Source organism: Streptomyces sp. NPDC057654 (assembly GCF_042800135.1).
GTDB lineage: Bacteria > Actinomycetota > Actinomycetes > Streptomycetales > Streptomycetaceae > Streptomyces.
The window spans coordinates 1-1,770 of the sequence record NZ_JBHVHQ010001260.1; the positions used below are offsets into that span (position 1 = coordinate 1).

The following is a 1,770-nucleotide window of genomic DNA, read 5'->3' on the forward strand; positions in this document are numbered from 1 at the left end:
GCGCTCCTGCGCCTCCGCCTCGGCCCGGATGATCAGCGCCTGGCGCTCCCGCTCGGCCTCCTCGACCGTACGGAGCTTCTTGATCTCCTCCTCCTGGGCGGCGACGGTCTTCTCGACCGCGATCCGCTCCCGGACGACGTCGGCGATCTCCCGCTTCTCGGCCTCGACCTCCTTGTCGGCGGCGATGCGGCGCAGCTGCGTCTCCCGCTCGCGGGCGATGACCTCCAGCAGCCGGTCCTTCTCGATGCGCTCGTTCTCGATGGCGATGACGCGCTCGCGGTTCTTCTGCGCCACGGCGACCTCGCGGTCGCGGTTCTCGCCCTGGATGCCGAGCGCTTCCTCCGTCTTGATGTGCGCGCTGTGCGACCGCAGCCGCTCCTCGGCCTGCACGCGCGCCGTCTCGGCCTCTTCCTTGGCCCGTACGGTCTCGATCTCGCGGGTCTGCTTGACCTCGGCCTCCGCCTGGCGGCGCTCCAGCTCCAGGACCGCCTCGCGGGCCTCGACGTTCTGCCGGGTGATCTCCTTCTCCTCCGTGCGCTGGTACTCGTTGGTGCGCACGTGCTCGATCGCCGTCAGCTCGGTGATCTTGCGGATGCCCTGGGCGTCCAGGATGTTCGCGGAGTCGAGCTGCGCCATCGGCGTCTGCTCAAGGAAGTCGATCGCGGCGTCTTCGAGGTGGTAACCGTTGAGGTCGGTGCCGATGACCGCGATGATGCGGTCCCGGAACTCCTCGCGCTTGGTGTAGAGGTCGACGAAGTCCAGCTGCTTGCCGACCGTCTTGAGCGCCTCGGAGAACTTCGCCGCGAAGAACTCCTGGAGCGTGCGCGGGTCGCTGGCGCGCTGGGTGCCGATGGCCTGGGCCACCTTGACGACGTCCTCGACGGTCTTGTTGACGCGCACGAAGAAATTGATGTGGATGTCGGCGCGGATGTTGTCCTGGCAGATCAGGCCCTCGCGGCCGGTGCGCCGGATCTCGATGGTCTTCACCGAGATGTCCATGTACTCGGCCTTGTGCAGCACCGGCAGCACCACGGCGCCGGTGAAGGTGACGTCGACCCGTTTCGTCTTGGAGATGATCAGCGCCCTGCCCTGCTCGACCTTGCGGAACAGGCGGCTGACGGTGAACAGCACCCCGAGGGCGACGAGCAGCAGGACGGCGACGAGCACGCCGATCCCTATGGCGGTGGTATCCATGGCGGAACCTCTGTCGAATCAGTTGCGGTAAAGGAAAGTCTGTGAGGACGGACCGGGCCGGGCCGGTCAGTAGGCCGGACTGCCGGGGTCGAGCGCCGTGCCGAACGGCGCTTCGAAGGCCCCGACGCGGAAGAACTCGCCCTCGGCGTCGTAGTCGAAGATCAGCGCCGTCGCGCCCGCGGCGAGCCCGGTCTCGTCCGTGCGCACCTGGATGATCGCGGTGGAGCCGTCCTCGGCGGCCACCTCGGCCTGCCCGAATCGGCTGTCCACCCGGCCGGTGCGCACCACGCAGATCCGGCCGACGAAGTCCAGGCGCGAGGGCGGCCGTTCGTCGGGGAAGAGGCGGCGCAGCGGCCGTACGAGCACCCAGGTCACGGCCCAGGAGCCCACGGCGGCGGCGACCAGGACGCCCGCGCCGAGGAGCGTACGCGTCAGCCCCTCGGCGTCGGTCTTCTCCAGCAGGACCGTTCCGGCAAGGGACAGGAACCAGGCGAAGGCGGTCAGCAGCGACAGGACGACGGTGATCGGCACGCCGCCGAGTCCGACGGCGGCGACGAAGCCGGTGAGTCCGCCGGG

At 69.2% G+C, this 1,770-nt stretch carries 2 protein-coding genes; both read right to left on the bottom strand.

The annotated features are described in order from the left end of the window. The coding region (locus tag ACFU99_RS42650; RefSeq protein ID WP_384403899.1) for a flotillin family protein at positions 1-1,194 on the bottom strand (1,194 nt) is incomplete at its 3' end. A gap of 66 nt (positions 1,195-1,260) precedes the next feature. Next, on the bottom strand, positions 1,261-1,770 hold a 510-nt coding region (locus ACFU99_RS42655), incomplete at its 5' end, for a hypothetical protein (RefSeq protein WP_384403902.1).